The following is a 24,572-nucleotide window of genomic DNA, read 5'->3' as shown; positions in this document are numbered from 1 at the left end:
CCCTGTCATGTCCGACCTGTTGCGCGCCCCCGCCGAGATCAAGTACGCCGAGGAACTGGAGTGGCTGGAGTCCATCGACGACAACCCCAAGCCTTTCTCCTGGCGGCTGTCCCCGAAGATGGTCCGTCTGTTCATCCTGGGCTCCGAGCGCTCCGACGGCCTGGACCGGGAGATCTCGCAGAAGTGGTACGGCGACCGCAGTTTCGTCGAGCGCTCGATCGTCACGCTCGCCTCGGACCGCGGCCTGCTGCTCATAGGCGACCCCGGCACGGGCAAGAGCTGGCTGGCCGAGCTGCTGTCCGCCGCGATCTGCCGCAATTCCACGCTGGTCGTGCAGGGCACGGCCGGCACCACCGAGGACCACATCAAGTATTCCTGGAACGTGTCGATGGTCATCGCCAAGGGCCAGTCGCGGGAATCGATGATTCCCTCACCGATCATGACCGCGATGGAGTCCGGTGCCATCGGCCGATTCGAGGAGCTCACCCGCTCCACCAGCGACGTGCAGGACGCGCTGATCTCGATCCTGTCCGAGAAATACATCTCGGTTCCCGAACTGGACAGCGACAGCATCGTCTTCGCCAAGCCCGGCTTCTCGATCATCGCCACCGCGAACAGCCGTGACCGAGGCGTCAACGACCTGTCCTCGGCGCTCAAGCGCCGCTTCAACTTCGTCCGCATCCCGGTGGTGACGAACAAGAAGAGCGAGGTGGAGATCGTCCGCTTCCGTACCGAGGAACTGCTCCGCCGCCACCAGATCGAACTGGAAGTGCCGCCGACACTCCTCGACGTACTGCTGCAGAGCTTCGCGGACCTGCGTGCCTCGGCTGCCGCGGCCGGCAGCGACGACGAGAAGCTGGAGTCCGCGCTGTCCACCGCGGAGCAGATCGGTGTGCTGGAGGACGCCGTGCTGCACAGCAATTTCTTCGGCGAACGCGCCCTGACGGCCCGCACGCTGGCCTCCTCGCTCGTGGGGTCGCTGGCCCGGCGCGAGCCCGAGGACCTGGCCATCCTCAACAAGTACCTGCACGGCGTCGTCGAACCGCGCAGCAAGGAAGAGGGCGGATCCTGGCCGGAGTTCCTGGAGGGCGGCCGCGACGCGATCGCCACCCTGTCATGAGCAGCACTCACGAAGGAACCTTCGAAGGGCTGCGTGCCCAGCTTCAGGAAGCCGCCGCGACGTTCGCCGACGGGCCCGACGCCCTGGAGGGCATCCTCCTCGGCATCGTCGACGACGTGGACCACGCGGTCCGCGAGCCGCTCGAAATCTTCCCCGTCTGCCACCACTCGCCCGCCTCGGCGATCGCCATGGCTCGCCGCCTGCGCGAGAAGCAGCCCAAAGTCGTGTACCTGGAGCTGTGCGAGGACATGGCACCGCTGCTGACCGAACTGCGCAACTGCAAGCTCCCGGTGGCGGTCCAGTCGTTCGCGACCGATGTCGACGGCTTCCCGGCCGAGTGGTCCCCGCTGTCGGTGGTCGCACCGATCACGGAGGCCTCCGCGGAATACCAGGCGATCGCCTACGCACTGGACACGCCGGGCGTCGAGCTGGTCCTCGTCGACCGCTCCTCGGACCACGTCTTCCAGTGGGATGCGCGAGGAGCGGAGGCCACCGAGCCGACCGGCCCGGACGCACCTCCCGTCGAGGAGGAGGCCGCGCTGCACGGCGACGCGGTCGGCGTGGAGATCGGCGACCTGCGACCGCGCTTCGCCGAACTGGAGGAGCACCTGCTGCGCCACGGCAAGGTGCGGCACTGGTCGGAATGGTGGCACCAGTACGTCGAGTTGCCGCTCGGGGACAGCGACCACGACACCTACCGCCAGGTCATGCTCCTGATCGGAAGCCTCTTCCGGCGACTCGCACCCGGCGACCCCCAGCGGGTCCGCGTGGACGAGGACCGCGAACGCCACATGTGGACCAGGATGCGCGAACACCTGGCCGCCACCGGCGCCGATCCCGCGGACTGTCTCTATGTCTGCGGCGCGTTCCACGCTGCCAGCCGCGTCGCGGAGTTCGGCGTCCACGGCACGGACACCTTCGAGATCAGCCCGCCCACTGCCACCACGTGGCAGCACGGCCTGATCCCGTCCAGCCATGCGGCGATCGAGGCGCAGTTCGGTCTCGCCGCCGGCTCGGTGTCGATCGCCGCGACCGTGTGGGCGAAGAACGTCCGGCGCACACGTGTGGAGCCGTACCGTCTGGCGGGACAGGCGGGCGCGAAGAAATCGAGGGCCAGGAAGGCCGTGGCTGCGACGGATCCCGTACCGGATCTTCCGCCCTCGGACAAGCTGACCGGCTTCCTGCAGCAACCGCCCGTCCTGGACCGGCTGGACGAGGCCGAACTGCTCGGCTGGTCGGTGGAGATCGTGCGCTCCGCCCGCCGCAACGGCTACCTCTCCTCCACCGCCGACGCCATCGCGGTGTTCGAGACCTCGATCCTGCTGGCCGGAATGCGTGACCGAGCCAGGCCCACGCCGTACGACTTCCAGGACGCCGCCGTCACGTGTATCGAGAAGGACACCGTGCCCGGCCGACGCGATGTGCGGCGTCTCGTGGAGATCATGATGGGTGGCGACCGGGTCGGCCAGGTCGGCTACGACGCGCTGCCGCCCCTGGCCCGCGACGTGCACGACCGGCTCGCGCCGCTCGGTCTGAAGCTGCAGCAGGGCGGTGTCAAGCGGGCACTGCTGGACATCGCCTCCCAGCCGGAACTGGAGCGCTGCTCCGACGTGTTGTGGATGCTGCGTCAGCTGATGCCGCAAGGAGCCGCACGCCCGATCATGGGCGAACGGAAGCTGGGGGAGCGGCCGATCCAGGAGTCGTGGGACCTCGCGCTCGGTACCCACCAGCGTGCGCTCATCGAGCTCGGCTACGAGGGTGTCAGCATCGAGCAGGTGCTGGAGCAGCGCCTGCGCCGCACGGCGTACGACCGGCGCGCCACTGCGGCCACCGTCCTGGAAGCCGTCGAGGACGCGACGCTGTACCTGCGCAGCCGCCGTCTCGCCGACGAACTGGGTACCCACGCCCTGGAGGTGCTGTCGGCCGAACGCAGCGTCGACGGTGCACCGGAGGTGCTGCGCCGGATACGGAGGCTGCTGGCGTACTACCGCACCAGCGAGCCGGTGCTGCCGCCCTGGATCGAGTCCTTCGTCAAAGCCGGGTATGCCCACTACTGCACCCTGCTTCCGACGGCGTTCACCGATGAGGACGCCACCGTTCGCCAGGTGGCGGCCATGCTGGGCTTCCTGTTCAGCATGGAGAGCCTCGCGCTGTCGCTGGGATGCGACCGGACCCAACTGGAACTGGCGGTGGTCCAGTCGCACCCGGAGGAGTCGTCGAAGACGGCTCTGCTGTGGGCGGCCCAGGTGCAGCTCGGGCATCTCTCCCGCGCCGAGCTCCGGGCCAGGTGCGACGAACTGCTGGGCAATCCCTTGGTGGTGCCCGCCTATCCGCGCTACCTCAGCGGCTTCGTGCAGGCGCTGGATCCCGTCCCGGGCCTCACCGACTTCGTGGTGGAGGCGGTGTCCAACGCGTTCGGGCGGTTGCCGGACCCGGTGCTCCTGCCATGGCTGCCGACCCTGATCACCACTCTGCGATCGGGCGGCTCGGAGCTGGCGCCCCTGCTGATCCGTGAGGCCGGGCGGACCTTTCCCGGCCGGCTCGCGGCGTTGGACGCGTGGGTGCCACCGTGGCGGGCACAGCCGCAGCCGGAAGCAGCGCCTGCGGCGAACCGCGCGAAGGGCGGCGAGGGTTGCCCGCTGCTCGCCGCGCACCCCGCGACATGCGACGCGGTGGCGAGTCTGCTGGGCTGCGAGGGGACGTGGGAGACGACGGATTCCGGTCCGGCAGGGGTGGCACTGGCCGGTCGCCATCCGGATACCGCCGTCGCGCTGGAGGCACTGCTGGCCGGTGCGTGACTTGGGGCGAGCCATGGCCTGCACGACGGCTCCGCCGACGGTGGCACCGTCCGCGCCGCCCACGGGGCAGTCGGCTGTACAGCAGCCGACTGCCCCGTGCCGCGACTCAGCGCATCTCCTCGCCGCCCCGAGCCGAGCCGAGTCGAGCCGAGTCGAGTGGATGATGGTGCGCGCCGCGTGCTCGCCCTGCTACGGCCGCACCCCGAACCGGTAGACCTTGGAATCGCGGGCCTGGAATCCCAGCCGCTCGTACAGCCGATTCGCCGCTTGCCGGGACGGACGCGAGGTGAGGTCGACCGTCCGAACCCCGGCTGCGTCGGCCAGGCGCAGTGCCTCCTCGGTCAACGCCACTCCCACACCGTGCCCCCGGGCCACCTCGTCGACCACGACATCCTCGATGCGGCCGCGAAGCCCCGACGGCAACGGAAACATGATCAGAGTCAGCATGCCGACCGCACGGCCTTCGACCCTGGCCAGGAGCAGGGTGTTGGCATCGCTGCGCAACAGCCGGGCCACCGACTCCCGGTCGGGCACGTCGGCCGACCTCGAAAGCTGGGGCAGAAGACGAGAGACCGCTTCGACCACTTCGTCGGTCGCCCCGCGGACGACCTCCACTTCGACGCTCATGGACGCGACCCTACCGACGAGTCCGCGAGCACGGTGGGTGGCAGACCGCACGAGTCGGTGGTTCCACCGGAGTCAGGCGTGGACCCTCACCCACAACGAGGCGTCGCTGGTACTGCACCGTCGGCTCGTTCTCTACCGGACGACACATGACCTCGTCATGATGCGCATGTCCGCCGGGGAGTTCGCCCGACTGCACCCGACGGGTGAAGTCTGAGCCGACACCAGGATTCCGTGTCGAACGCGACTCGGACCGGGAGAGGCGCAACTGATGGGCAGCCGCCCATCGGTCACGGGCGCCAGTACAGCGACGGGTCGGGGTGGTTGGTGAAGCCGAGTTCGCGGTAGAGCGGTTCTCCTTCGGCGGAGGCGTAGAGGTCGACCCGGGCGACATCGCTCTCCCGGAACCAGTCGAGCAGGCCCCGCATGAGCGAGCGGCTGTATCCGAGGCGCCGGTATCCCGGGTCGGTGATCACACCGATCACCTGTCCGATGCGGCCGTTGCACAGGTGAGGGCCGGGCAGCCGTTGCTCGATGGTGCCGATGGCGCAGGCTGCCAGGCCGCTCGCACCGTCCACGACAAGGACGCGTACGGCATCCGAGGTCAGCTGCTCTTTCAGCACCACGGCCAGGGTGTCCAACCACGCGCCGCTTCCCGACACTGGGCTGAAGAAGTAGCCGCCGAGGTTCTCGAACAACATCTCCCGCAGTCGTACGAGCTCCGGGATGTCGTCCTCCACCGCCTGCCGTACATAGTCGTGGTTTTCAGTGCGGTTTTCAGTGCGTTGTCTCATGCCGACCACGTTGATGTAATGGCCTTATGCATCTCAACCCTTACGGCGAGGATGTTGTGAACCTTGCCGCGGATCTGGCCAACCGGCGCCCGGCCGATGCCGGGGAACTCGCGGACCGCTGCCGCGCCGCCGGCCTGGTGGTGGAGCGCTCGGTCACGCCGCAGGACCTCGACGCCACCCGGAAAGTGCTGGACGCGTGGGAGAAGGTCGTCGATGCCGACGACGAGCTCGAGCGCGCCGAGCTGCTCAACCGGATGCTGTCGGCGGCCGCCGCCTACCCGCGGCTGACCGACCACGCCGGAGACGGCTGGCACCTGCACTACCGCGACGACCGGCAGCCGCTCGGCTCCATGCTGTTCTCACTGATCTCCGTCGGTACCGCACTGCACCTCGCGGGGCGGGGCATGCACCGGCTGCGGCGGTGCGCCGTGACCGGGTGCACCACGATCTTCGCCGACACATCCCGTACCGGACGGCAGCGCTACTGCTCCCCGAGGTGCGCCAACCGGGACGCGGTACGCCGGCACCGCGCGCGAGCGGTGCCATGACCGCGTTCCGACCGTATCCGGGCCGAGCGACGGGGCGCCCCGATCCGGCCGGCCCGGCGCGCGGTGGCCGGACCGGCTTGCCGCCTGGCAGGGGTTCCTCGACCACGAACCGGCCCAGGGAGGCGGAGCAGTACTACGTCCGCGTCCCGGATGTCGCCGTGCTGTTCGACCGGCCGCGGCCCCTGCTCCGGGACCGCCTCACCACAGCCGGGATCAACTGCACCGGCCACGGCATCGTGATCCTCACCTTCGATGCCCCCTACCGGATCCCGGTCCGTGCCGACGGCCTCGCCCAGGTCGCCACCGGCGGCGCGTTGCAGGGAGCGAGAGCCATGGGAGGCGTCGGGGTGGCCCCCGACCACCTGCCCGCCCCGCTGTTCGTGCCCGCACGGGATCGAGGCCCCACTGCTCGCCGTGCTGCTTCTCGCTGCGCACGGCGCCTCTCGTGCACTCCTCGCTCAGCTCGCTCGGCTGGGTCTGCGGCGGTCCCGCCGTCGTCGTCTCGGCGCTGCTCGATGTCCTCGGCGACGGCGGGACCCTGGTGGTGCCGACCCACTCCGGTGGGAATTCGGATCCGGCGGACTGGGGGAACCCACCCGTGCCCGAGGCGTGGTGGGCGGACATACACGCCTCGATGCCGCCTTTCGACGCACGGACCACACCCACCCTGGGCGTCGGCGTCATCCCGGAGACCGTCCGCAACTGTCCGGGCGCCGTCCGTAGTTGTCATCCGCAGGCGTCCTTCGCACTGACACGCCGTTTCCGGGTGTCCTCACGTCCTTCCGTCGCTGGTGGGGACCGATTTACCCGGTCGTGGCGCGGGATCGGGCGCGAAAGCCAGGGTGCTGAGATGCGGGGAAGCAGCCCGGGGTACACCGTTGGATCACGAACTCGACCCTGCCGATAGCCACGTGTCCGTCACCGACCGGCGGACACCATGGGACGGTGAGTTGTGGAGACAGGGGAGGCAGGGGCGAATCTCGGGGTCCGGTCCGTTCCGACCTCGATGTGCTGCTCCTCATGGAGCGGGCCGGCCCCGAGGAACCGGAGGTGATGTTCGACCCGAGGACCAGATGATCGCGGAACTCACGGCGGACGATCGCGAGGTGGAGGAACTGTTTGCGAACGTCTGGGTGGAGCCCATGAGTCATCGGCAGCGGAACCGAAGGAGCATCGAATGCCGGCCCTCGGAAGGATCAGGCCCGTAAACGGAGCTCCCTGCTGGGTCAGCCTGCTGGCGGGCGATCTGCATGCCGCCCAGGCTTTCTACGCCGCCGTCATGGGCTGGGAATTCGTCGACAGTGCCCTCGGCAGCAACTTCTGTGTGGCCGTGGCGCACGGCCGGCCCGTCGCCGGGATCGGCTGCTGCTCTCCCGCCAGCAGCCCTCCCGCTGTCTGGACCCCGTATTTCGCGGTGGACGACGCCGACGAGACTGCCGACCGGATCAGGGAGCGCGGTGCCACGCTCGCCGTCGGGCCCGTGAAACTGGCCGTGGGCCGTGCGGCGATCGCCGCCGACCGCGACGGGGCCGTCTTCGGCATCTGGGAAGGCACGGCCCTTGCCTGGCCGGTGGGGCACGGCAGCGCCCCGGCGCGGCTGGACCTCCAGACCCGCCATGCCTTCGAGGCCGCCATCTTCTACGGGGAAGTCTTCGGCTGGGCCGAGCCGCCCGGCGGTTGTACGGTCGACTACGCGCAGGACCACGTACGCGTGAAGCTCGAAGGGCGTACCGTCGCCACTCTGCGCGGCGGAGGCATCGAGACCGCCGCGGACCCCAGAATCCGGCCCCGGTGGGTCGTAGACTTCCGCGTCGAGGACAGCACACGGGCCGCAGCCGCAGCCGTCGACGCCGGGGGCGAATCATCGTGGGTTCCGCCACGCGACGGCCCCCCGAAGGACGCCTTCATCATCCGTGACCCGGACGGCGCGCTCTTCACCGTCTCCGGCCCATGACCCCGCCCCTCCAGGGCCCTGACAGACCGCCGTACAACTGATCGCGGCCAGGGATGCTCGTCCGGCGGTACGTGTCACAGACTCCAGTACGCTGCCCCACCCGTACGGAGTCGGCTCGCACGCCGAGAACATGGTCGGCCCGTTCACACTCCTTCCTTCGCGAAGGAGCAGGCCGGGCTCGGCAGTGTCCGGGCGGGCGCGCCGCCGCTGGCCTCCCTCACCGCGTACCAGGCCGTCATCGAAGCCGCTGGGCTGCGCCCGGGCAGCACCCCCACCCGCCGGGCACCCGGCACCCGGAAACCTCTCCCCTCTCGAATCCTCGCAGGATCCATAGGTACCCCTCGGCACCGGCCGCAGCGCCGGCGTCGGTTCGGCCGTGCGTATGGCCGTCCCCGCCACCGGTAGGTATGCCGACGCCGAGCGGGTGAGAGGGTCCGAGCGCACAGATACGTGTACGGACCTGCGATTCAACGCCTGTCGGGGCGCCGGGTCGTGCGGCAGGCTGGGCGTGCCGCTGGGACGTGGAGTATCTGCGCAGCTCGGGTGGGTGAGGCTGTCGCAGGCCCGAGTGCTCTCACCCCCAGCGGCGCCGGAACCATGTATCCGCGCTGTCGGCGGTGCAGGCGCATGATTCCGGCTGATCGCGACTTCCGCAGATCGCGCTGCCGGGCGGTATCCGGTGGCGCGGAGCCGGGCGCTGCGGGCCCGGCCCCCACTCCTCGTCTACCGGCGACGGACTTCGACCATGAAACAGCCGAACTCCACTGCGCGGACATGCACCAGTGCCACATCCGGATCGGCGAAGACCGCGCTCAACGCGTGATCCACCTCGGAGGCCCGCTCCTTGGGGATCTCGATCAGTCGTCCGCCGATGATGTGCCCCCGGGCATCGTAGGAGCGCAACACACGGCGGGCACCGTGCAGTTCGACCGGATAGGCGGATCCGGAGGCCGCCCCTTCGCACTCCTCGGCGTGAACGAACACCGGGCCGCGCTCGTCGTACGGGCCCGGCTCGGCACCCGTGTCCGACGCCCAGCGTTGCAGCGGCGCGTACGAGACAAGGACAATCCGCTCACCGGGTTCGCTGTGCCGCAGACAGCAGCGCAGCGGTGCACCGCCCTCCGGATCGGTGAAGGGTTCCCGGGTGCGGCCGGCGTCGTCCCGATCCCGCAGCCGCTTCAGCACGGTGGGGTCGATCGCCCGCACCTCATAGGTCGTGGTCATGGCTCCAGCATCCGCAGACTCCCGTTCCCGAGCTGGCGGAAATCGGACATCGCGCTGAAAGAAGCCGGCCCCGTGGTGGACGGTCACCAGGGGGAGTCGGGCGCCCCAGGAGCCGAGGGCATCGACTTCGCCCGCTCCGTCCGCTCCGTCTGCTGAACGGCGTCCGAGTCCGTCCGCCGCCATTCCCACGGCCGGATCCCGCTGATCCGGTGATCGTGCTCGAATCCAGGCCCGAGCGGTCGGCGAGTCCTGGGCGGAGCAACTGACCGCTGTCCGCCCGTCGGGCGGAGAGGACCTGCTCGTGGCCACCGCCTGACTGTGGCAGGAGCGCGGCCGGGGCGCTCCCGCAGGCCTCAGCCGTCGATCCGCTCGGCCACGGCCAGCAGATCAGGGTGCAACCGGCGCCTGGCATCGAACAGTTCAATGCCCAGAAGTCGTCCCTGCGCATCGCAGTCGAGTACCGCCGTAGTGCCTTCGACGGCAGGCTCCTGCCGAACGGCTCCACCCGAGCTGATCCTGTCGACCAGGTGGATATGCACTGTATTTGCCGATACGTCGTATTCGATCAGAAATATCCTTCGCTCTGTGTGTTGGCCGACCTTGGGTGCGAGGCCCCTGGCTGCAGCCGGAGCCAGCCATCGAGCGCTGGTCGGGTGGTGTGAACTCCCGGGCCGGGCAGACGGGTTCCCGCCGCCCGGCCGACACCACTCAGCCGGATCCCAGGGCGTCGCGGACGATGGCGGCGGACGCGCGGGCGGCCGTGTGGACCGGGGTCGTGTCGTGGGCGGCGCGGGCGAGCATGAAGGATCCTTCGAGCAGGGCGATCACCGAGCCCGCGGTGTCCCGGGCGGTGTCCGCCGCCATGCCCGTACCGGCGTAGAAGCCGGCGAGGGCCTCGATCCACGAGGCGAAGACCTCCGCCGTCGCGCCGCGCAGCCCCTCGTGGGTACTGGCGACCTCCAGCGCCACGGTGGCGATCGGGCACGGGTCGGTGAAGTCCAGCTCCCGGAGCGTCTCGGCGGCGCCCGTGAAGGCGGCGGCGGTGGCGGCTGCCGGATCCGTGTCCGGGTCGGCGAAGAGGCTGCCGATCAGCTCCAGGTAGGCGGCTCCGGAGGTCCGGATCACCTCCTCGCCGAGTTGCGCCTTGCCGCCGGGAAAGAAGTGGTACGCCGAGCCGTACGGGGCCCCTGCCTCCGAGACGATCTGCTTCATGCCGGTCGCTGCGTAGCCCTGCCGCCGGAAGAGTTCGGTGGCGGCGGTGACAATCCGCTGCCTGGTGTCGCCGGTGATTCTCATGCCGGATAGTCTCTCACTAGATCGGTCTATCAAGTAACAGTCGCGGGGAGGCCATGCGATGCCGGAGATCGAACTGAGCGCCGGAACCATCGAGTACACCGACACCGGGAACGGCACGGGCGGGACCGTGGTGCTCGTCCATGGGCTCGCCTTCGACGGCTCCGTCTGGGACGCCCTCGTGGCGGAGCTGCGTGACGACTTCCGCGTGGTGGTCCCCGTACTGCCGCTCGGCAGCCACCGTCGCCCGATGCGTCCGTCCGCGGACCTGTCGGCCCAGGGCGTGGCGGACCTGCTCGCCGAGTTCCTGGAGCGGCTGGACCTGCGCGGGGTCACACTGGTGCAGAACGACGCGGGCACGGCCCAGCTCCTGCCCGGCGTACGCGACGAACGCATCGCCCGGCTGGTGCTCACCTCCTGCGAGGCGCTCGACAACTACCCGCCGGGCGTCCAGGGGCGCACCCTGGTGGCCGCGAGCCGAGTGCCGGGAGGGCTGTTCCTGCTCCTCCAGTCCTTCCGGGTGCCCTTCCTGGTGGCGACGGGCAGCTCACTGGGCGGCATGACGGCGCACGGAATCCCGTACGAGCGGGTGCGCCGCTGGTACCGGCCGCTGCTGACCGACCGGGCGATCCGCCGGGACCTCGCCCGCTTCCTGCGCTCCACGCAGAAGGACACCTACCTGCGGGCCGCCGAACGGCTGCGGCACTTCGACCGGCCCGCGCTCGTGGCCTGGGGCGCGGAGGACCGGATGATGCCGCCCGAGACCGGCCGGCGCCTCGCCGAACTGCTGCCGCAGGGGCAGTACGTCGAGATCCCTGGGGCCGGGACGCTGGTCCCCCTGGACAACCCGGCGGCACTCGCCCGCGAACTGCGCAGGTTCATCGGGGAGAGCGCCTGAGGGCGAGAGGCATGCCCGTCATTTGCCGGTGCCGTTTCCCCGGTCCGTCCGGTCCGGTGGGGGTTCACTAGGCTGTACGGAGTTTCACCATGCGGGGGAGGGGCCGCCGAGCCGCACCCGCTTCGTCGGTACGCCCCAGCCCGAAAAGAGGAAGCACCTTGTCCTTCGCTCCCCTCGGCCGGCACAACGGCGAGCACAGCGACTACTGCAACACCAGCCTGTGCTGCCGCTGCCAGCAGCGGAACTGGACGACCCAGCAGGGCAGCGAGCGGCTCTGCGGCCTGTGCGCGGCCTGCTGCCGTGAATGCGGCAGGGCGCCGGCCCCGCACCTGGACGGGCTCAGCGACGGGATCTGCCTGGACTGCCGCGGACTGTGCAGCCGCTGCCACAAGCCACTGCCGGACGGTGGCGTCTGCCACTGCCAGCAGTGGAAGCAGAGTCCGGGCAACGACCCGATGCGCTTCATCATGCAGGGCTTTCCCCAGCCACTGCTCCAGGCCCTCGGACACCGGGTACCGCGCACCCTGCCCGATATTCTGTTCGAAGAGCTCGCGCACCGGACGGCAGCCCAACTCCTCGACCGTATCGAAAGGCGCTGGAGCAACCGCTGGTCGCATGCGATCCACGAGCGCGACGAGGAGAACCGTCGCCGCTGGGCACCCCAGGAGATCGCCGAGGCCCTGGTGAGCCCGGGCGCCTGCTCGAACCGGGCGTGCGAGGACGGATACCTCCTCGCCGACGGTGCACCCTGCCCGTACTGCCGGCAGCCGGCCCACCGCTTCGTACCCGCCACCGCCGACGCGGTCTCCACCTCGGCGCATGCGCGAGCGAGCGCCGCGCAGATCCGGCAGGCGCTCATCAGCAACCGCGCCGCCGGGAGGAAACCCGGGCGCGGGGCGCGGCCGGGCGCATGGCCGGCCCCTCCCGCCGGCTGACACCGGAGAACGCGGACCGCCGTGCGCGGCACGTCCTCACGCATGCGCCATATGCTGCGCGTCCGCGGAGTCCGGCCGGTCACGGCGGCCCGTGTTCTCCTTCTCGTATCCTCCGGGCTCAGTGCGCCGGGGTCGCCGATGCCTTTGTCGCGGCGGCGTTCTCCTGCGCGAGCCGTTCCATGCCGCTCTGCGTCTTGAGCGGCTTCTCCTTGATGAACAGCACCGCGATCAGGGCGAGCAGCGCGAAGGGGGCTCCGATCAGGAAGACGTCCGCGGTCGCGACCCCGTAGGCGTGCTCGACCACCTGCCGGGCCGGTTCGGGGAGGGTACTGAGGTCGGGGACGCCGTGGCCGGCGCCTCCGTTGTCCGCCGCCCCGCCGAAGCCCTTCGCCATCTCACTCGCCACCCGGTGGCTGAGCACGGCGCCGAGCGCGCTCGTGCCGATCGCTCCGCCGAGGCTGCGGAAGAACGACAGCACCGAGGTCGCCGCGCCGAGCTCCGACGCGGGGACGTCGTTCTGAGCCGCCAGCACCAGGTTCTGCATCAGCATGCCGACGCCGACGCCGAGCACCACCATGTAGACGCTGAGCAGCCCGAACGAGGAGTCCGCGCTGATCGTGGACAGCAGGCCCATGCCCGCGGTCATGATGATGCCGCCTGCGATCAGGAAGCCCTTCCACTTGCCCCGGGCGGAGATGATCTGCCCGGCGACGGTCGTGGAGATCATCAGACCGAGGATCATCGGCAGGCTCATCAGGCCCGCGATGGTCGGCGACTTGCCGAGCGAGATCTGGAAGTACTGGGAGAGGAACACCGTGCCGCCGAACATGGCCACGCCGACCAGGAGGCTCGCCACGGTCGTCAGCGTCACGGTGCGGTTGCGGAAGATGTCCAGCGGGATGATCGGTTCCTGGACCTTGGACTCGACCAGCACGGCGGCGGCCAGCAGGACCACACCGGCGGTGACCAGGGCGGCGGTCTGCCACGACGCCCAGTCGAACCGGTTGCCCGCGAGGGTCACCCACAGCAGCAGCGCGCTGACCCCGCTCATGATGAGGAGGGCGCCGAGGTAGTCGATCTTCACCTCCCTGCGGACCGTGGGCAGCTTCAGGGTCAGCTGGAGCAGCACGATCGCGAGGAGCGCGAACGGTACACCGATGAAGAAGCACCAGCGCCACCCCAGCCAGGAGGTGTCCACGAGCACCCCGCCGATGAGCGGTCCCGCGACGGTGCCGACGGCGAACACCGCGCCGAAGATGCCGGAGTAGCGGCCGAGTTCACGCGGCGGAATGATCGCCGCCATCACGACCTGGGCGAGCGCCGTGAGACCGCCCGCGCCGATGCCCTGCACCACACGGCTCACGATGAGCAGACCGACGCTGTGCGAGAAGCCGGCGACGAGCGAGCCGACGATGAACATCGAGAGGGACAGCTGGATGAGCAGCTTCTTGTCGTAGAGGTCGGACAGCTTGCCCCAGATCGGGACGGTCGCCGTCATCGCCAGCAGCTCGGCGGTGACCACCCAGGTGTACGAGGACTGGCTGCCGTGCAGATCGGCGATGATCCTGGGAAGTGCGTTGGAGACCACGGTGGAGGCCAGGATGGCCACGAACATGCCGGCCATCAGGCCTGACATGGCCTGGAGTATGTGACGACGCGTCATGGCTGGTGCGGTCCCGTCGGGCGCACTGGCCGTTCCGGTTTCGGGTGTGACGGCAGCGCTCATCGGCTGGCGTTCCTCATTCTCTGGATTCGCGGTTGATCGGATGGTCGGGGGCAACGGGTGAGAGCCCTGGTGGAGGCTTGAGGGGTGCGCTTCAGCCGTTCAGGCCCGCAGCCAGTGAGGCGAATGCCTCGTGATAAATGCTCTGGAACGTACGGGTACGGCCGGAGGCCACCCAGAGCTCGACGGCGGCGCGCGCGGCGGCGATCGCCACATGTGCGAGAAGCCTGGGGTGGAGATCGGACTCGGGATCCTGGTCGGTACGCTCGGCCACGGCAGCGATCAGCGCGCGTTCGTCCGCGCCCCGGGCGGCCAGGAAGCCGGACAGCAGCGAGGGACTCGTCCTGAGCACCGTCATCTGGAGTTCCCAGCGTTCGTGGTCCTCCTCGATGTGGGCGAGCTCCTGGCCGATCGCCTCGCGCAGGGCGATGAGTGCCGTGAGTTCGGCCGGTGCGTCGAGTACAGCCCGACGGGTCCGCTCGGCGTGGTCCTGGGCGGGACGAGTGATCGCGTCCTCAAGGCACGGGAAGTAGTTGAAGAAGGTGCGCACGGATACGCCGACTGCGTCGGTGACCGCTTCCACGGTCACGTTCTCGAAACCGCGGTCCGCGGCCATGCGCAGCGCCGTGTCCGCGAGGGCGTCGCGCGTCGCGCGCTTCTTGCGTTCACGCAGCCCGAGAGGCGGATCGGCGGTACTCATGAAGTGCATGCTATGCAAGTTTGCGTGTTGTGCAAAATTCTGCCGCGACGGGGGACCGACCCGCTTCCCGCTCCGACCGGTGGGCCGCTCAGAGCGTCCCGTGCGCCGAGGCCGGGTACATCATCCTCCACGGAGAGGAGTTCGCTGATTCGCCGGTGAGGGCGCCCGCCGGGCGCGTTCGGCTGTAGATCTTGCTCGCCTGCACAGGTAGCGTCGTCATGTGCCTGAACTGATCGCGCCGACTGTCCGCCTCCGCACCGCCTGGCTCGAGGCACATGAAGAGTGGGGCCTGGTGTGCACGAGGACGGGTTCGGACTGATGTCCTGCGACGAGGTCGACTCGTCGGCAGGGTTCGCGGCCTGGGTGGCACGGCTGGCTGCCGAGTCGCATCCGGCGAGGCCGCTGCAGGCCCGGCGGACGAGCTGCATGTACCGATGGATCGTCGAGGACGACAGGGTGCTCGGTGGGATCGCGCTGAGACATGGGACGGACGTCGTGCCGGAGACCGGCCACATCGGCTATGGCATCCGGCCCTCCGCGCGCCGGCGCGGACTGGCCACCTGGGCGCTGGGCCGGATGCTTGACGAGGCCCGGGTGCTCGGGATGGATCGGGTACTGCTGATGTGCGCGATCGACAACATCGCCTCGGCAAGGACGATCGAGCGTCATGACGGTGTCCCGGAACGCCTGCGGGACACCGAGCTCGGTGCCGTACGACACTATTGGATCGAGATCCAGTAGCTTCACCGCCGAGCAAAATACTCAGATGGCTTGGCTGTGGTTGCGACGGGTGCCCGCTGCGAGGAGCGCGGTGATTGTCTCGGTGCAGGGCCCGGACATCGCCTGGAGCACGGGCGTTGGCGTCGTCGTAGCCGGTGTCAAGGTGGACGATGGCCTGGTCGGGCAGCGGTCCGAGGGTGTTCAGCAGGTCCAGGGTCGGGGGCGAGCAGCGGTGAGTCGTGGCCGTTGGGGCGTGTGTCGAATGTGCTGGTCACCGGTGTGACACCGTCGGTGAGCGATCCGAAAAGCACGTGCAATTTGCGCCCGGTCATGCTGAGATCACTCGTTATGGATGTCCGTTCTTTCAATGAAGCCGACTTGACAGACAGGATGGAGCGGAATCTGGCGGAACATGCCTGTCATCTGCATCGGAGGATGAGCGGTGCGACCGTTACAGAGACTGATGACCTCCTGATCGCCGACAGCAGCCTGGACGACGACACCTTCAACATCGTTGCCGCGGCCCGCTTCACCGCCACCACCGCTGCGACACGTATCACCGAGACCGCCCGGACACTGGCTCGCACCGGCCGCCCCTTCTCCTGGTGGGTCGGGCCCGCCTCGATGCCACCGGACCTCACCGCCCGCCTGACGGCGGCTGGTCTGCCGGCATCCGAACGCGAGACGGCGATGTGGGCCGAACTGGACGACACCCTGCCGTTGCCCGCCGCCCCCGGACTGGACATCCAGACGGTCGCCACGCCCGAACAACTCGCCGACTACGCCGGGGTTCTCGCCGCGAACTGGACCCCGCCCGCTGACACCGTCCGTCGCTTCTTCGCCCAGGCCGCCCCGCAGGCCCTCGATACACAATGCCCGGCCCGTTACCTGGTCGGCTACGTGGACGGCCGTCCGGTCTGCTCGGCGGAAGTGTTTCATCACGCGGGAGTTGCCGGCATCTACAACATCAGCACCCTGGCCGCCCACCGCCGACGCGGCTACGGCGGTGCCATCACGCTCGCCGCACTCCACACGGCCCGCGACCGGGACCACCGCATCGCCGTCCTGCAGGCGTCCACCGACGGCGAGCCCATCTACCGCCGCCTGGGATTCCGTTCCTGCGGCCAGTTCACCGAACACACCATCAGCCTCTGAACATCCCGAACCCCACAAGCCACCTGCCCACTTTCACAACGGTCCTGGTCACAACCACTCGTTGACGGCCGCGACGAGAACGGTCGTCTCGTGGCGGACCGCGAGCTTGTCATACCTCGTGGCAACCGCCCCGGCGCATCTTGAGACGATCAATGCCGCATCGACCGCGTGGACCCGTGGTAGTCGGTCTTGTCGAACCTCGGCGGCCGACCGCTGTGGGGGAGCCGAGTTTTGATCGCCGGAGGCAAGGGCGGTGGCGGAGTCAGCGGCGTTTCGGCCAAGATCGCTCCGAGTGACCTCCGTTCGCGGCAACGGTCGGTGCACCCCGCATGCTCCGTTTCTCGCTCTGCCATGCGGATCTCATCTCGTCTCAAACACATGCGTTCGAAGGCTCTGCCCGGTCGTTGAGCTCCATGACATGCCCGAATGACCTTTCAGGGAGCTCAGTTGACCTCGACCGACACGGAGAAACAGCAGCTCACGGCGCCACTCCCACCGCCGCCGCCGGCGGAGTTCAGCTACAGCGGGCAGTACGCGGTCAACCCGCTCGCCGAGGTTTCCTTCCGGAAGATGTGCGGGCAGATCCCGAAGGTCCTGCACCGGATCGCCCGGCTGTCGTGGCAGACGGACCGCAGGGCGGTGCGCCTGCTGGTCGGGTGCCAATTGCTGACGGGCCTGTCCGCGGCCGTGCTCCTGACGGCGACAGCGCGGGCGATGAAGCCCATCCTCGGGACCGGTGCCGTGGCCGAACGGCTGCGCGACGCCTTGCCGGCGCTCCTCCTCGTGGCCGTCGCGGCCGCTCTCGCACGGGCGACGGGTGCGACGGCCACGTACGCCGAGCGGCGCATCACTCCGAGGCTGACCACCGAGACGGACACCGCCCTGGTCGAGGCGGTCTGCCGGGTCGAGGCCGCGGCCTACTCGGAACACGGCTTCGCGGACCGGCAGGAGGCCGCGGAGATGGGCGTGCTGCGTACCCAGGTGATGGTCACCGATGCCCAGAGACTCATGTCCGCACTGATCCGCATGACCACCGCCGGCGGCGTCCTGTCGGTACTGAACCCCGCGATGCTGCCATTGCTGCTGCTCGCCGTTCTGCCCGCTGGGATCGGCGCCGTCCTGACCGCGCGTGTGGACTACGAGATCCACTATGCCAACGTCGCCGACCGCAACGTACGCGGCATGATGCGCTGGTGGTCCACCACGCCCAAGTACGGTGACGAGGTCCGCGCCAACGGAATGACCGACTACCTGCTGTTCTGGTACCGGTCGCTGTCCGAGCGGTGCGACCGGCGGACTCTGGCCGCCGCCCCACGCACCCTGCGCATCGCCCTGCTCTCCTCGCTGGCCGGCGGCGTCTTCCTCGTCCTCACGTGGGCCGTCCTGGCCTGGCTCGCCGTGACCGGCCGGATCGGGCTCGCGATCGCCGCGACCGCGGTCCTCGCCGTGCAGACCATGCTGGCCGCCCTGTCGCAGGTCGTCCTCAACGGAGCCGCGGTCTTCCACACCAGCCTCTACCTCGGCGATATGCAGGCCTTCCTCGACGCCGCCGCCGAGCGGGCGCCCAAGCGCGGGAAACACGCCGTCACCGGTCCGGTCGACGAGATCCGGCTCGACGAAGTCGTCTATCAGTACCCGGGAAAGGAGGCACCGGCGGTCGCAGGCGTCTCCCTGACACTGCGGCGCGGTCAGATCCTCGCGATCGTCGGGACGAACGGCTCCGGGAAGTCGACCCTGACCCGGCTGCTCACCGGAATCAACCTGCCCGACAAGGGCAAGGTGACCTGGAACGGAGCGGATCTCGCCGGGGTCGACCCGGCCACCGTCTGGCGCCACACGGGCCTGGTCCCGCAGATCTTCGCCCAATGGCCGCTGCGGGTGCGGGAGAACGTCACCCTCGGCCAGCCCCGCACCGTGGACGACAGACCTGTTTGGGAGGCCGTCGACGCGGTCGGGATGCGCGAGGCGGTGGAGGAACTGCCGGACTGCCTGGACACCCTCCTCGCTCGCGAGCTCTTCGGCGGAGCGGAGCTGTCCGGCGGACAGTGGCAGAGGCTGGCCTGTTCGCGCGCGCTGTACCGCCAACCGTCGCTGCTGATCCTCGACGAGCCCACCTCACAGATGGACCCGCGCGGCGAACACGGCATCTTCGAGCAGATCAAGGCCATCGCAGGCGACCGCATCACGGTGGTGGTCACCCATCGGCTGGAGAACACCAAGATCGCCGATCACATCGTGGTGATGGAGCACGGCCGCATCACCGAACAGGGCCGGTACGAGGACCTGGTCCACGCCGGAGGCACCTTCGCCGAGCTCCTGGCGCTTTCGCTGGACCGTTGACCGGCCGGCTCTGACCGCACACGGATCACACTGGGTGCTCCGAGGCCAGTTCCACCACGGCATGCCCGAGCTGGGGGCGGATCCACTCACCGTCGCGGGTGATGCCGAGCACACCACCCAGAAAGGCCATCGGGAAGACGCCGGCCGGAGTCTCCCAGTGGAACGGGACACGCGAGAGGTGCGAGGGGAAGTCATCCTCCACGGTGGTACCGGGGCCGAACGACTGCTTGGGAAGGGGGCCGTCGTCGGTGTACCGGTGGGCGAAGAAGGTGGTGATCCAGCCGGTGACACGATCGCCGCCGGACGCCGACTCCCACTTGTACAGCGAACGCCAGAAGTTCCGGTCGGCTCCCCACCCCGAGGCTGTCGCGCAGATCATGTCCAGTACGGGATGCAGGGCCTTGAACCACGGCCGCAGTCCTTCGAACCACCCTTCCAGTTCACGTACGCGGGCGGCCAGAAGACGCCAGTCGCGGCCCGAGCCCTCCAGCCTGATCCGGGGGATTCCGCAGAGCGAGACCCACTGGAAGCGGTAGTACGGGCTGACCACATCCATCAGCGCCACCAGTGCGGCCGTGGCGTCGCCGGGGGTGGTGGTGGAGAATGCGGGCTGGAACAGATCGGCCACGTCGTCGCCGATCCGGGCGCGCAATGGCTGCTGGACCAGGTTGATCGAGCGCTCCCAGTCCAGCGCCGCCAGGTCGTCGCGGACGGTGATGAGCTGCTGCTCCCCAGATGTTCCGGTGAACACCCCTTCGTACGTACGGGAGTTCAGACGGATATGGACGGCCGTCTCGTGCACGACGGCGTACCAGAGCAGGTCGGGTGACAGGCTCAGGGGCAAGTGGGCCGTGAAACACAGGTGGATGGCGCGCTACAGGAGGCTGGAGGCGGGCTCGCCGCCTTCCCGAGAGGCTGTCGGCCAACCGGTGAGCCGGTCGGTGCTGCGGTGGTGGAAGCGTGCCGCATCGGGCAGTGCCGCCCGCAGGAAGCGTGCGTTCCCCAGCTCGGTCAGCTCGGCGGCGAGCCTGGTGGCATGGGCATGGGCATGGGCATGGGCATGGGGATCGGAATCGCCACCGGAACCGGCACCGGCGTTCTCGCCGAGCGGCAGGTCTATCTCGACAGCCATCCCATTCCCCAGCAGCATCCTTCAACAGCAACGAACGGCCACAAACGACAGGGCACAGCAGCACGACCGGCTGCGATTCTATCGAGCCGTTCCGGGACGCGTGGCGCGCCGCCCGGGGGCGGCGGAGGACTGCATACTCATGCTGCCGTCGGCGACGAGGAGTTGGCCGGTGAGGTAGTGGGACCCGGGATGTCGTTCCCCGGAGCGGGCGTCATGACCGCACCGGGTGCGACGGCGTTGCAGCGCCCGTTCTGCAGCCCTTATCGGAAGGCGATCGACTTCGTGATGCCGGCCACCGCGGCTTGACGGCGCCGTAGGAGGTCTGCACGACGTCGCCGACGAGTACGGCCACGGACGCCGTGTTGATGACGGGGCCGCCACCGGCGCGGATCACATGGGGCACCGCGCCGGGCGCCCAGGTGAGTGCTGAGCATCGAACAGCGGGAGGGGTTCATCTGGTCCCGCACGGACCGTGCGGACAAGCCCTCGGCCACGGATTGACCCGGGACGCGACTCTTCGCCCGGCGTCAATTCCACTCGGCATATTCACCGATTCGGGTATTCGCCCGCCAGGCCTCACCGCGCTCGGGCAGGGTGGTGGCCTGACGGCCGGTCCGCGAGCGGAGCGGCGCTTCGGATGCGTCGTCCGGGCCGGCCTTCGAGACTCACCGGAGTCCCGGTGGGGGAGGAGTTCGGCATGTGGGAGTTCGAGGAGTTCGGCGCCGACCACGAGGGCCGGCCCGGTGTCCTCCTGGCCGACGGCACCGAGCCGGGCCCGGTGTACTTCGACGCCGGGAGCGGCCCGACGGTGCACCAGAGCACTGATTGGTGGATCTACGACGGGACCCTCAGAGCGCCGCTCGCCACCGAGATGCGCGCTGCGTGCTCGTGCGGCTGGCGCGGCACCCCGCGATACCCAGTGGACTGGGAGGCCGTCGACCGGCGGCGCCCGTTTCTGTACGACACCAGCGGCCCGGAGGGCGACTGGGACGCCCACATGGCCGATGTGCAGGCCCGCGCCGTCCCCGTACCCGCAGACGTCAATGCTCTCTTCGACCAGCTCGAAACACGCTTCACCGTCCTGATCGAAGACGAACCACTGGCCGCGCTCCGGGCCGCCGCCACCTTGGAACGCCTCACCCAGCGCCTGGCGGCGGATGCCGTGTACAACGTCGACGGCGTGGACGGGCCGGAGTGGGACACCGTCGCCCAGGGGCTCGGCGTCAGCAGGCGGACCGCCCGCTCCCGTCTGACCCGTTATGCACTCCGCCGCTGACCGGCGTGCGAGAGCGTGGTCGCTCAGCCCTCGAGACCGGTCCGCAGGGACTTCTCGAGGAGCGCGAACGACTTGGGTACACCGCCCGGCTGTTGCTTGCCTGTCTTGTGGCTGACGAGCCGGTAGCCGTCGTCCGCGTAGTAGGCGTTCAGCCGTGTGTTCCCGGCCAGGCAGTCCAGCCGGACGAACGCCCGTCCCGCCGCGGCCACACGGCGCTCCGCAGCCCGGAGCAGCAGCCGCCCCGCCCCCGGCCGGGCGGTGCCGCGGTCCACCATCAGCCGGTGCACATATCCGGCCACCGGCGGCTGCGGACCCCAGGCGTCCTCGTCCGCCCACCACAGCTCCCAGGCCCCGGCCACGCGGCCATGGGTCTCGGCGATCCAGACCTCGCCGCTCGCCATGACCCGGCGGAAGTGGTCCTCGCCCAACTCGCCCGGCCGCCACTGGCCGGTGACGCCCTGGGCGAGCATCCAGCGGGCTGCCTCGTCGCGCAGGCGGACGAGAGCGGAGAGGTCGGTTTCGTCGGCGAGGCGGAAGCGCAGATCGTTCACGTCTTTCACGCCGTGATCCTTGCACGGCCCATGTACTGTCGCCGACCTGACGAACCGTGCAGGGGCATCGCACCCGGACCGGTGCTGCTCAGCGGAATGTGTGGACCACCTGGATCTCACCGACGATATGGGCGTTGAAATCGTCGAGCTCCTCGGCCGGAACCCAGAGTTCGAGGATCGTGCGCCCGCCGGCCTGCTGGACGGGGTAGCGGCGCAGGAACTCCGATTCGACCTCGAATCGCGTGACGAACCCGGCGCCGTCGTGCTTCACGTTCCAGTCCCTCGCGATCCTGATTGCGTAGTCCTCGTTGAGGACCGGATAGAAGATGGGCTGCTCGGGAAGGCGAGGCGGCCAGGCACGCCAGTTCAGTTCCCGAACCAGATCCAGCTCCTCGGGGCCGGTCGGGCGCCACAGGGTTGTCGTCGCTTGCCGGCTGGTCATGGAATCGCTCGCTGAATGTCGGAGAAGGCCGCCGTAGCGGCTGGTTGGAGGAGTGGACGATACCCGCACGGTACGTCTGCGGGCCACGGCGTTTGCGTACCCGGCAGCGGCACCCGGACCGGCGGGCGGGTACGGCGTGTGCCTGCTGAGTCCGACTTCGCGTCCCCGCAGATGGCGTAACCGTCGCTGGGCCGTGCTCACCCATGCCACGCAGAGCGACCCGAACGCCGCATTCGACGCCCGAATCATGCTTGACGACCGCGGCGCCGAACGCGAGGTCCGGGCCCACCGAGGACTTCCACCTGGCTCGCTCCCAGGTGGAAGTCTCCCCGAGGACGACCTGTTCGCCGGTGTGCGGCCCGAGCCGCCTGCGGCGTCTGCCTCCGGGGGAAGGACAACGGGCTACATGGTGGCGTCCCGGCCAGGGCGGCGCGGATTCGTGCCGCTCGTCACGACGTGCTGGGCCGAGGCGGGGTGGCGGCCTTGCGGGAGTACGTGAGGAAGGCGGCCCCGCACTTCAGGACGGTGTGGTCGGTGAGGTCCCAGCCGCGCGGGTCGAATGCCGCCTTGTCGGAGAAGAGCGGGATCCCGGTGCCGATGGTCATCGGGCTCAGCTTGACGATCAGTCCGTCGATCTCGGAGTACAGCGCGCCGGCGAGCTCGGCCCCGCCGATCAGCCAGATGTCCTTGCCGTCCTGCTGCTTCAACTCCCGTACGGTCGACACCGGATCGTCGGCAACCATTTCCACGGCCGGGTCCGGGCTCTCGCTCAGTGTCCGCGAGAACACCAGGTGGCGCAGGTGCGGGTAGGCATCGGTCACTCCGGCCCGGAGGCCGATCTCGTAGGAGCGCCGTCCTTCGAGGACGGTGTCGAAATGCGTACCGTCGGCAGTGACGGACAGCGCGGCCCGGGCCGGGCCGGGCAGGGTCTCCGGGTACTCGGTGATGAGGTGCTGAACGTACTCCTCGGGGATCGGCCAGAAGCCGTCCGGGCCGGTGGGGTCGGAACCGTCCGGTCCGGCGATGAATCCGTCGAGGGTGGACGCGATGTAGTACACGAGCTTGCGCATGGATGACCTTTCGTTGATCGAGCGGCAGTGGTGGCAAATCGGCGGGTGGCCGGGTGGCCGGTGTGCGTGCCGCAGCCCGGAACCGAGTGCATCACCGAGCGAACGGCGGAACCGAACCGGATCCGGATCGGCGTGACGGGTTACTGGATGCTCCAGCGGTGCGGGTGGCCGGGATCGGTGGGGCAGGCGAAGACGTTGAGTTCGCCGGCGCGGCCCACGACGACCTCGGTGGGCCTGGCGGACAGGAACGCGGGCAAGTCTCCTTCTTCCAGTGGTTTCCAGCTCCCGCTGCCGCCGTCCCACTCGGAGCTGTCGATGGTCAGCAGCAGCCGCATGGGCGTCGCGCAGGCCGGGCAGTCCATGGGGAAGGGGTCGGTCGCGTGCCAGGACGCGAATCCGCCGACGCGCCAGCCGGGCGGGATGGACAGGTCGTACTGGTAGCAGATCGGCTCGTCCGCGTCCCCGTCGCCCTCCTGCTGCTCGGCCGCCTCCTCAAGGGCTTCCTCCCAGGCGTCGATCCGTGCGCACAGCTCCTCGGACAGGAGACCGGCGAACGGGTACGTGACCACCTGCTCCGGTCGCAGCACACAAGGCTCCGGTACATAGCCCACGAAGCCGACGACCTGCGGCTGCGGGGGTATCTCCAGTACTTCGCCGACCTCCGCCGACCTGCGCCAGCGCGGGTGGAGCAGCAGGCCGTGCCCGCTCGGGCCGTGCGCATCGAACGGGCACCAGAACAACTGGAGGAGGTCGCATCCGTCCGGGCCGGCCGGCAGGTCGGGGACGTCGCGCCGGTAGAGCTGCGCCAGGCCGATCAGCGGCAGCGGATCGGTCTCGTGGATGCCCAGGACCCGGTGTTCGCGGCCCAGCTCGTCCAGGAGCCGCAGATCCTCCTCGGTGGGGCCCGAGAGCGGTTCGCGGGCCCACGCGCGTGCCAGGACCTCTCGTTCCCGGTGTACGTCCGCAGGACGGCGGCCATGCCCGCGACCGTGGGCGTCGGTGCACACTGGCCACGGCTCGTCCGCCGGCCACAGCATCGGCCCACCCACGGAACTGGCCGACACGCCCGGAGTCCCCGGCCTCGGGTGCAGCCGGGTGGTGGTGCCCCGGTACGCGGCGAGCTCCGGGAAGAGCGCTTCGACGTCCAGCGGGCGCGGCGGTGTGGTCCTCGTCATGGGGTCGACCCTAAACACCCGGCATCCTCGACGACTTGGCACCCCTGTGCCGCCCTTCCACTGCTGCTGTTCGCCGGCAGTACGGCCGCTCCCCCATTCA

General features: G+C 69.4%; 23 protein-coding genes and 1 pseudogene. 11 read left to right on the top strand and 13 right to left on the bottom strand.

Features of this window, described 5'->3' with window-relative positions:
• The first annotated feature begins 7 nt into the window (after nucleotides 1–7).
• A complete protein-coding gene (locus IE107_RS20865; RefSeq protein ID WP_072484794.1) occupies nucleotides 8–1,120 on the top strand; it encodes an ATP-binding protein in 1,113 nt (370 codons plus the stop codon).
• On the top strand, nucleotides 1,117–3,918 hold the full coding sequence (locus IE107_RS20860; protein ID WP_189545340.1) for a DUF5682 family protein: 2,802 nt from the start codon (nucleotides 1,117–1,119) through the stop codon (nucleotides 3,916–3,918). The genes IE107_RS20865 and IE107_RS20860 overlap by 4 nt, the downstream gene beginning before the upstream one ends.
• 189 nt (nucleotides 3,919–4,107) lie before the next feature.
• Here IE107_RS20860 and IE107_RS20855 read toward each other — a convergent pair whose 3' ends face one another.
• Nucleotides 4,108–4,545 carry a GNAT family N-acetyltransferase gene (locus IE107_RS20855; RefSeq protein WP_189545339.1) on the bottom strand — a complete coding sequence of 146 codons (438 nt, stop codon included), beginning with the start codon at nucleotides 4,543–4,545 and terminating at the stop codon, nucleotides 4,108–4,110.
• A 287-nt stretch (nucleotides 4,546–4,832) separates the two neighbouring features.
• The gene (locus IE107_RS20850; RefSeq protein WP_189545338.1) at nucleotides 4,833–5,336 is read right to left on the bottom strand and encodes a GNAT family N-acetyltransferase; all 504 of its coding nucleotides are present in this window, start codon (nucleotides 5,334–5,336) and stop codon (nucleotides 4,833–4,835) included.
• Between the two features lie 26 nt (nucleotides 5,337–5,362).
• Between IE107_RS20850 and IE107_RS20845 the strand changes: the two genes are divergently transcribed.
• From IE107_RS20845 to IE107_RS20835, 3 genes and pseudogenes are all read left to right on the top strand, one after another.
• Complete coding sequence (locus IE107_RS20845; protein WP_189545337.1) at nucleotides 5,363–5,884, top strand: CGNR zinc finger domain-containing protein; 522 nt, start codon at nucleotides 5,363–5,365, stop codon at nucleotides 5,882–5,884.
• A gap of 427 nt (nucleotides 5,885–6,311) precedes the next feature.
• Nucleotides 6,312–6,632 (top strand): annotated as a pseudogene (locus IE107_RS20840) (AAC(3) family N-acetyltransferase); the annotation flags it as partial.
• A gap of 429 nt (nucleotides 6,633–7,061) precedes the next feature.
• Entirely contained in the window at nucleotides 7,062–7,838 is a 777-nt protein-coding gene (locus IE107_RS20835; protein ID WP_189545336.1) for a VOC family protein, read from the top strand.
• A gap of 723 nt (nucleotides 7,839–8,561) precedes the next feature.
• On the opposite strand, the gene IE107_RS20830 is transcribed toward IE107_RS20835, so the two are convergent.
• The 3 genes from IE107_RS20830 to IE107_RS20820 form a co-directional block, all read right to left on the bottom strand.
• Nucleotides 8,562–9,062: a DUF1203 domain-containing protein gene (locus tag IE107_RS20830; RefSeq protein WP_189545335.1), complete on the bottom strand. Its 501-nt coding sequence runs from the start codon at nucleotides 9,060–9,062 to the stop codon at nucleotides 8,562–8,564.
• A gap of 353 nt (nucleotides 9,063–9,415) precedes the next feature.
• Nucleotides 9,416–9,601 (bottom strand): DUF2283 domain-containing protein, encoded by a 186-nt coding sequence (locus IE107_RS20825; RefSeq protein ID WP_229867133.1) that lies wholly within the window; start codon nucleotides 9,599–9,601, stop codon nucleotides 9,416–9,418.
• Between the two features lie 169 nt (nucleotides 9,602–9,770).
• Nucleotides 9,771–10,358, bottom strand: coding sequence for a TetR/AcrR family transcriptional regulator (locus IE107_RS20820; protein ID WP_189545334.1), 588 nt, complete (start codon nucleotides 10,356–10,358; stop codon nucleotides 9,771–9,773).
• Nucleotides 10,359–10,416: 58 nt separating this feature from the next.
• Between IE107_RS20820 and IE107_RS20815 the strand changes: the two genes are divergently transcribed.
• Nucleotides 10,417–11,253: an alpha/beta fold hydrolase gene (locus IE107_RS20815; protein WP_189545333.1), complete on the top strand. Its 837-nt coding sequence runs from the start codon at nucleotides 10,417–10,419 to the stop codon at nucleotides 11,251–11,253.
• Between the two features lie 158 nt (nucleotides 11,254–11,411).
• Nucleotides 11,412–12,188 carry a hypothetical protein gene (locus IE107_RS20810; protein WP_189545332.1) on the top strand — a complete coding sequence of 259 codons (777 nt, stop codon included), beginning with the start codon at nucleotides 11,412–11,414 and terminating at the stop codon, nucleotides 12,186–12,188.
• A 118-nt stretch (nucleotides 12,189–12,306) separates the two neighbouring features.
• Here IE107_RS20810 and IE107_RS20805 read toward each other — a convergent pair whose 3' ends face one another.
• Nucleotides 12,307–13,851 (bottom strand): MDR family MFS transporter, encoded by a 1,545-nt coding sequence (locus IE107_RS20805; RefSeq protein WP_506004915.1) that lies wholly within the window; start codon nucleotides 13,849–13,851, stop codon nucleotides 12,307–12,309.
• Nucleotides 13,852–14,005: 154 nt separating this feature from the next.
• Nucleotides 14,006–14,611, bottom strand: a complete 606-nt coding sequence (locus IE107_RS20800; protein WP_189545330.1) for an acyl-CoA-like ligand-binding transcription factor — start codon at nucleotides 14,609–14,611, stop codon at nucleotides 14,006–14,008.
• A gap of 294 nt (nucleotides 14,612–14,905) precedes the next feature.
• Between IE107_RS20800 and IE107_RS20795 the strand changes: the two genes are divergently transcribed.
• From IE107_RS20795 to IE107_RS20780, 3 genes are all read left to right on the top strand, one after another.
• Nucleotides 14,906–15,352, top strand: a complete 447-nt coding sequence (locus tag IE107_RS20795; protein WP_229867132.1) for a GNAT family N-acetyltransferase — start codon at nucleotides 14,906–14,908, stop codon at nucleotides 15,350–15,352.
• Nucleotides 15,353–15,721: 369 nt separating this feature from the next.
• On the top strand, nucleotides 15,722–16,486 hold the full coding sequence (locus IE107_RS20785) for a GNAT family N-acetyltransferase (RefSeq protein ID WP_189545397.1): 765 nt from the start codon (nucleotides 15,722–15,724) through the stop codon (nucleotides 16,484–16,486).
• A gap of 447 nt (nucleotides 16,487–16,933) precedes the next feature.
• The gene (locus IE107_RS20780) at nucleotides 16,934–18,826 is read left to right on the top strand and encodes an ATP-binding cassette domain-containing protein (RefSeq protein WP_189545329.1); all 1,893 of its coding nucleotides are present in this window, start codon (nucleotides 16,934–16,936) and stop codon (nucleotides 18,824–18,826) included.
• Nucleotides 18,827–18,851: 25 nt separating this feature from the next.
• On the opposite strand, the gene IE107_RS20775 is transcribed toward IE107_RS20780, so the two are convergent.
• Both IE107_RS20775 and IE107_RS35135 read right to left on the bottom strand, forming a co-directional pair.
• Nucleotides 18,852–19,688, bottom strand: coding sequence for a DUF4419 domain-containing protein (locus IE107_RS20775; protein WP_268246609.1), 837 nt, complete (start codon nucleotides 19,686–19,688; stop codon nucleotides 18,852–18,854).
• A gap of 12 nt (nucleotides 19,689–19,700) precedes the next feature.
• The gene (locus tag IE107_RS35135; protein ID WP_229867130.1) at nucleotides 19,701–19,958 is read right to left on the bottom strand and encodes a hypothetical protein; all 258 of its coding nucleotides are present in this window, start codon (nucleotides 19,956–19,958) and stop codon (nucleotides 19,701–19,703) included.
• Between the two features lie 697 nt (nucleotides 19,959–20,655).
• On the opposite strand from IE107_RS35135, the gene IE107_RS20770 reads away from it, so the two are divergent.
• Nucleotides 20,656–21,234 carry a hypothetical protein gene (locus IE107_RS20770; protein ID WP_189545328.1) on the top strand — a complete coding sequence of 193 codons (579 nt, stop codon included), beginning with the start codon at nucleotides 20,656–20,658 and terminating at the stop codon, nucleotides 21,232–21,234.
• A gap of 23 nt (nucleotides 21,235–21,257) precedes the next feature.
• Here IE107_RS20770 and IE107_RS20765 read toward each other — a convergent pair whose 3' ends face one another.
• The 4 genes from IE107_RS20765 to IE107_RS20750 form a co-directional block, all read right to left on the bottom strand.
• Complete coding sequence (locus IE107_RS20765) at nucleotides 21,258–21,785, bottom strand: GNAT family N-acetyltransferase (RefSeq protein ID WP_229867136.1); 528 nt, start codon at nucleotides 21,783–21,785, stop codon at nucleotides 21,258–21,260.
• 88 nt (nucleotides 21,786–21,873) lie between these two features.
• Nucleotides 21,874–22,227, bottom strand: a complete 354-nt coding sequence (locus tag IE107_RS20760; protein WP_189545327.1) for a hypothetical protein — start codon at nucleotides 22,225–22,227, stop codon at nucleotides 21,874–21,876.
• A 449-nt stretch (nucleotides 22,228–22,676) separates the two neighbouring features.
• Nucleotides 22,677–23,297, bottom strand: coding sequence for a dihydrofolate reductase family protein (locus IE107_RS20755; RefSeq protein ID WP_189545326.1), 621 nt, complete (start codon nucleotides 23,295–23,297; stop codon nucleotides 22,677–22,679).
• Nucleotides 23,298–23,437: 140 nt separating this feature from the next.
• Nucleotides 23,438–24,472, bottom strand: a complete 1,035-nt coding sequence (locus IE107_RS20750) for a hypothetical protein (RefSeq protein WP_189545325.1) — start codon at nucleotides 24,470–24,472, stop codon at nucleotides 23,438–23,440.
• Nucleotides 24,473–24,572 lie beyond the last annotated feature (100 nt).

The organism is Streptomyces gelaticus (assembly GCF_014649535.1).
In the GTDB taxonomy this organism is placed as follows: Bacteria; Actinomycetota; Actinomycetes; order Streptomycetales; family Streptomycetaceae; genus Streptomyces; species Streptomyces gelaticus.
This window is presented reverse-complemented; position numbering and strand designations above follow the sequence as displayed.

What these genes read in the sequence shown, in the direction of transcription:
- IE107_RS20770 (WP_189545328.1), top strand. Translation starts at nt 20,656, where the DNA reads ATGTGGGAGTTCGAGGAGTTCGGCGCCGACCACGAGGGCCGGCCCGGT.
- IE107_RS20815 (WP_189545333.1), top strand. Translation starts at nt 10,417, where the DNA reads ATGCCGGAGATCGAACTGAGCGCCGGAACCATCGAGTACACCGACACC.
- IE107_RS20850 (WP_189545338.1), bottom strand. Translation starts at nt 5,336, where the DNA reads ATGAGACAACGCACTGAAAACCGCACTGAAAACCACGACTATGTACGG.
- IE107_RS20820 (WP_189545334.1), bottom strand. Translation starts at nt 10,358, where the DNA reads ATGAGAATCACCGGCGACACCAGGCAGCGGATTGTCACCGCCGCCACC.
- IE107_RS20760 (WP_189545327.1), bottom strand. Translation starts at nt 22,227, where the DNA reads ATGACCAGCCGGCAAGCGACGACAACCCTGTGGCGCCCGACCGGCCCC.
- IE107_RS20835 (WP_189545336.1), top strand. Translation starts at nt 7,062, where the DNA reads ATGCCGGCCCTCGGAAGGATCAGGCCCGTAAACGGAGCTCCCTGCTGG.
- IE107_RS20865 (WP_072484794.1), top strand. Translation starts at nt 8, where the DNA reads ATGTCCGACCTGTTGCGCGCCCCCGCCGAGATCAAGTACGCCGAGGAA.
- IE107_RS20830 (WP_189545335.1), bottom strand. Translation starts at nt 9,062, where the DNA reads ATGACCACGACCTATGAGGTGCGGGCGATCGACCCCACCGTGCTGAAG.
- IE107_RS20755 (WP_189545326.1), bottom strand. Translation starts at nt 23,297, where the DNA reads ATGCGCAAGCTCGTGTACTACATCGCGTCCACCCTCGACGGATTCATC.
- IE107_RS20750 (WP_189545325.1), bottom strand. Translation starts at nt 24,472, where the DNA reads ATGACGAGGACCACACCGCCGCGCCCGCTGGACGTCGAAGCGCTCTTC.
- IE107_RS20785 (WP_189545397.1), top strand. Translation starts at nt 15,722, where the DNA reads ATGGAGCGGAATCTGGCGGAACATGCCTGTCATCTGCATCGGAGGATG.
- IE107_RS20845 (WP_189545337.1), top strand. Translation starts at nt 5,363, where the DNA reads ATGCATCTCAACCCTTACGGCGAGGATGTTGTGAACCTTGCCGCGGAT.
- IE107_RS20805 (WP_506004915.1), bottom strand. Translation starts at nt 13,851, where the DNA reads ATGACGCGTCGTCACATACTCCAGGCCATGTCAGGCCTGATGGCCGGC.
- IE107_RS35135 (WP_229867130.1), bottom strand. Translation starts at nt 19,958, where the DNA reads ATGGCTGTCGAGATAGACCTGCCGCTCGGCGAGAACGCCGGTGCCGGT.
- IE107_RS20855 (WP_189545339.1), bottom strand. Translation starts at nt 4,545, where the DNA reads ATGAGCGTCGAAGTGGAGGTCGTCCGCGGGGCGACCGACGAAGTGGTC.
- IE107_RS20860 (WP_189545340.1), top strand. Translation starts at nt 1,117, where the DNA reads ATGAGCAGCACTCACGAAGGAACCTTCGAAGGGCTGCGTGCCCAGCTT.
- IE107_RS20800 (WP_189545330.1), bottom strand. Translation starts at nt 14,611, where the DNA reads ATGAGTACCGCCGATCCGCCTCTCGGGCTGCGTGAACGCAAGAAGCGC.